Raw genomic sequence first — 4,452 nt, 5'->3', positions numbered from 1 at the left:
CATGTTGCACCCGTGCGTCACACACGCGACGGACGCGACGCCCACCGGCGTGTCGCCGCCTGGGCTCGCGGGTCGAATAACCGGTTAAGAGGGTGTCGCCAACGGTTCCGGTCGACGGTGTTGCGCCGAGCTCCTCGATGCGGTCCGTGTAGACCACGGCGAGGTAGTTCGACCCGTGGTCAGCGTGATGGACGAGCCCGTCGAGGTTCCCGTCCGCAGCCCACGCGGCCATGTTCAACGCTTGGAGCGGCAGGATGTCGGCCTTGAGTGTTGAGGCGACGTTCCACCCGACGATGCGGCGGGAGAACACGTCGGTGACGAACGCGACGTAAGCGAACCCGGACCAGGTCGCGACGTAGGTCACGTCCGCGACCCAGAGCCTTCGGGGCGCGTCCGCGGTTAACCGTCGCTGCACGAGATCCTTCGGCTTCTCATTGGCCGGGTCGGGCTTCGTGGTGAAGACCTTCTTCGACCGTTTCACCCCGTGAACACGCGCGATCCGCATCAGCCGGCCGGTCTGATCCCGACCGATCACCCACCCCTGCCGGCGCAGCAGCGCATGCATCTTCCGGACCCCGTAGACGCCGTAGTTCTCCGCATGCAGCCGGGTGATCTCCGGGATCAGCAGCTCGTCGCGCAGCTGCCGCGCAGACGCGGGACGCGCTTTCGCGGCACGGTAGCCGCGGGCGGTAAGGAAACCCACCTCGGCTTGCCGCATCACACGGCAAACGAGCTCGACCCCGAAACGATCACGCATCTTGTCGACGAACGCGATCATCTCGACGAGGGGCGGCCGAGCTCGGCCGCGAAAAACACGCTCGCTGACCGGAGGATCTCGTTCGCCTTCTCCAACTCGGCGATCTGCTTCTTCAACCGCTTGATCTCCGCCTGCGCCTCACTCGAGGTCCCCGGCTGGCGGCCCTCGTCGACGTCGAGGCGCTTCTTCCACAATCGCAGCGTCTCGGGGTTGACGCCGAGCTTGCCGGCGACGTGCTTGATCGCGGCGTGATCGGTCTTGTGATCGGGGCGAGCCTCGCTCAGCATCCGCAGCGCACGCTGACGGAACTCATCCGGATACGGACCTGGCATGAATCCATCCTCCAAAAGGAAAGAACGGAACGAAACTCAGGGCGAATCAGTTCGCGGCCGCATCTCTTGCCGTTGTGACGATCTCAATGATGCTGGCGCGCGATTTGTTTCAAGCAGGCATGAGCCGTCTCGGGCTCCCAGTCGAGTAGGTCACGGAGTTCCGCTTCACCGTGCGCACTCCCACGCCATCTCGTTCGCGATGTCCTGCTCGGTGGCAGCGTGCGACGGCTTTCCATCCTGGTGGTTCACTCCCGGTCTGAGATGCGGTGAAGCCTACGGCTCTTTCGTTGTTCCTCAGTAGAGGCCTTCGGCTCTGTCAAGGGGCGTGAGGAACGAACTGGTGACAGGTTGACCTGCCCCACGGGTTAGGTTTCAGTTTCGGTGGCTAACTGGTGGCCTGATCCGGAAGGGCGTGTCAGATGGTCTGTGTAAGGGGTGAGGTTTCACCTCGAAGGAGCACAGTATGGAAACCATGGCCGTTAGCCCTGAGCGCGAGGAGCGTCGCCGGCGGCAGAAGGAGATCGCCGATCAGCTGAAAGCGTCGGGCGCGCTGGATGAGATCTTCGCGAAGATCGATGCTGGCGAGCCGCTCACCGGCGAGCAGGGCCTGCTCAGCGGGATGTTGAAAGCCGCGCTCGAGCGAGGGCTGGATGCCGAACTCACCGAGCATGTCGGTTACGACCGCGGCGACGCCGAAGCGTCGCTATATCCGAACTCCCGTAACGGCACGACGCCCAAGACCGTATCGACGGAGATCGGTGACGTCGAGCTCGCGATCCCGCGGGACCGGAACGGAACGTTCGCTCCCATGCTCGTTCCGAAGGGCGCGCGCCGCTTGGACGGGCTCGATGGGATGATCATCTCGCTTTACGCGGGCGGGATGACGATCCGCGATATTCAGCATCACCTGGTCTCGACGATCGGGACCGAGTTGTCGCATGAGACGATCTCGAAGATCACCGATCAGGTCGCAGATGAGGTCCTTGTCTGGCAGCATCGGCCGTTGGAAGCTCTACCCGGTGATCTATCTCGACGCGATCATCGTGAAGATCCGCGACGGTGGACACGTTCGTAACAAGGCCGCGCATATCGCGGTCGGCGTCGATATGGACGGCATCAAACACGTCCTCGGAATTTGGGTGCAGGCCACGGAGGGCGCGAAATTCTGGGCGTCGGTCTGCGCGGAACTCGCTAACCGGGGTGTTCGAGACGTGCTCATTGTCTGCTGCGACGGGCTCACCGGCTTCCCCGAAGCGGTCGCGGCGACCTGGCCGGAAGCGACCGTGCAAACCTGCGTGGTGCATCTGATTCGCGCGGCGATGCGGTTCGTGAACTACAAAGACCGCAAAGCCGTCGCGGCAGCACTGAAACCGATCTACCAGGCGCCGAACGAGGACACCGCTCTCGACGCGCTCGAGACGTTCACGGCCTCGGATTTCGGGCGGCGTTACCCGTCAGCGGTGAAGACGTTCCAGGACGCCTGGGACCGCTTCACGCCGTTCCTCGCTTTCCCGCCCGAGCTGCGGCGGGTGATCTACACGACGGATGAAATAGTCAAGTCCCCAAGGGGGTGGTCTCCGCTTCGCGAGTGGGGTGGAAGGCGATCCGGTCGGCGCCAGCCGGCCGGGATGGTTGCCAACTGGCGACGAGGCGTTCGTATGCCTGCTCGCTCTTCTCGATCAGATCGCGTTCGAATCGGCGCAGCTGCTTGTCGTTGTAGTCGTAGCCGGCGCCGCGTCGAGCGGTCGCTCGTGGTGCGCCAGCTGTGAGCTCGAGCTTGCGGCGCTTGAACGCGACCAGGCTCGGGCGGGCGAACGCATAGTCCTCGTCCTTGGTGACCAGGTGCCAGGCGAGCACGAGCATCTTCCGTGCGGTCGCGACCACTGCGATCTGGAACCCCCGCCGCTGCTTGATGCGGTGGTAGAACGCGCGAAACGGCCCGGGCGCCTTCGCAGCAGTCCAAGCTGCTTCGACGAGCATGCCCCGCGTCGACGAGCGCCCGGCCTTGGTGATGTGTGAATGGATCGCTGGGGAGTTGCCGGACTGCCGGATCTTCGGGTGCAACCCGAGATAGGCGACGAGCTTGTCGGGCGACTCGAACCGAGAGAAGTCGCCCACCGCGGCGACGATCGAGACCGCGACGATGACGTCAACCCCTGGGATCGTCATCAGTCGTCGTATGGCTTGATCCCCGAGTGCTTGCTGCGCGATGGCCCGATCCGCATGCGCGAGCTCGCCGCCCAGGAAGTCCAGCTGCCGCAGCAGCGACGTCACCGACGCGCGTTCGTCCTCGGGGAGCGGGAGCGTCTCCAGCCATGCCCGGCCGGTCTTCCCGAACAGATCCGACACCGGCGGGCGCGGCATCAGGTTGCGATGCAGCACTGCCTGCACGCGGTTCTTGATTTTGGTGCGCTGCTTCACCAGATGCGACCGCGCGGTGGTCATCCGCCGCAGCATCGCGGTGCGATCGTCGGGCAACCAGACCGGCGGCAAGAAGTCCACGGCAAGCAGCTGCGCGAGGATCCTCGCGTCGACCTTGTCGGTCTTGATCTTCGCCTCAGCGATCGCCCGCGTCTTCAACGGGTTCGACACCACGACGCGGCCCGCGTACTGCGACAACAGGCCCGCAATCGCATCGCTGTTGCCGGTCGCTTCCAACGCGACCTGGTCATCGACGGTGAGTTGCGCAGCCCACGCTCGAAGCGCCTCGGGCCTGCAATCCACCCTTCCCGCATCGATAACCTCGTCTCCTTCGACGATCGCGATCTGCGCGAAATCGCGATGCACGTCCATACCGATGAATCTCGGCATCACCGTGCTCCTTCCACTCGTTCTCAAAGACGGGAAAGGGCTGAGCAACCGACACTTACGGATTCGCGCTCACGGCGCAGCCGGACAAGTCGCAAGGGCGGCCACCTACTAACACGGGCTCTCAGCCCATCATGCAGAACGGCCTGCCCATACCGATTTCCCAAGGACGCCCCTGTTCCGGACGGTCTCACCGTAGAACCAAGCCCAGGGGCCCGGCCAGCCAGACGAACACGTGAGGCGCCTCCCACTTTCATATCCGGCACCAACACGATCGAGTCGCTGAACTACCAGCTGCGGAAGGTCACCAAATCCAGAGGCCATTTCCCTAACGATGCCGCGGCAGTGAAGCTGCTCTGGCTCGCGATCTGCGACATCGAAGACAAACGAGCACGGGCCCGCGAGAAAGAACGCGGCCAACCCGCCGACAAACGCAAAGCCGGCGGACGCCTCGTCGAAGTGTCCCGCGTCAAGTATTTGGCAGGATTTCTTCTCTTTCGAAGTTGGGGATGGTGGGGTCGGCAAGGCCCAGGTGCACGTCCATCGGCCGGTTCC

General features: G+C 64.0%; 3 protein-coding genes and 2 pseudogenes. 2 read left to right on the top strand and 3 right to left on the bottom strand.

The genetic code is table 11. The annotated features are described in order from the left end of the window. Together AB0O89_RS15015 and AB0O89_RS15010 are read right to left on the bottom strand one after the other, a co-directional pair. Positions 1 to 778: IS3 family transposase (locus tag AB0O89_RS15015; protein ID WP_363499272.1), on the bottom strand; the 778-nt coding region annotated here is incomplete at its 3' end. Beyond that, positions 775 to 1,089, bottom strand: a complete 315-nt coding sequence (locus AB0O89_RS15010; RefSeq protein ID WP_363499269.1) for a transposase — start codon at positions 1,087 to 1,089, stop codon at positions 775 to 777. The genes AB0O89_RS15015 and AB0O89_RS15010, both read right to left, overlap by 4 nt. Before the next feature lie 472 nt (positions 1,090 to 1,561). On the opposite strand from AB0O89_RS15010, the pseudogene AB0O89_RS15005 reads away from it, so the two are divergent. After that, positions 1,562 to 2,642 (top strand): annotated as a pseudogene (locus AB0O89_RS15005) (IS256 family transposase); the annotation flags it as partial. A gap of 1 nt (position 2,643) precedes the next feature. Here the strand turns inward: AB0O89_RS15005 and AB0O89_RS15000 are convergent. Then, complete coding sequence (locus AB0O89_RS15000) at positions 2,644 to 3,900, bottom strand: IS110 family transposase (protein ID WP_363499266.1); 1,257 nt, start codon at positions 3,898 to 3,900, stop codon at positions 2,644 to 2,646. 261 nt (positions 3,901 to 4,161) lie between these two features. Here AB0O89_RS15000 and AB0O89_RS14995 point away from each other — a divergent pair. Next, positions 4,162 to 4,356, top strand: a pseudogene (locus AB0O89_RS14995) (transposase); the annotation flags it as partial. Positions 4,357 to 4,452: the final 96 nt, after the last annotated feature.

This window comes from Microbacterium sp. NPDC076895 (assembly GCF_040687115.1).
Classification (GTDB): domain Bacteria; phylum Actinomycetota; class Actinomycetes; order Actinomycetales; family Microbacteriaceae; genus Microbacterium.
Note: the sequence above shows the minus strand (reverse complement) of the source record. Positions and strands in the feature narration are given on the sequence as shown.

Excerpts from the sequence above, each read along its gene's own strand:
- AB0O89_RS15000 (WP_363499266.1), bottom strand. The coding sequence starts at position 3,900 with ATGCCGAGATTCATCGGTATGGACGTGCATCGCGATTTCGCGCAGATC.
- AB0O89_RS15010 (WP_363499269.1), bottom strand. The coding sequence starts at position 1,089 with ATGCCAGGTCCGTATCCGGATGAGTTCCGTCAGCGTGCGCTGCGGATG.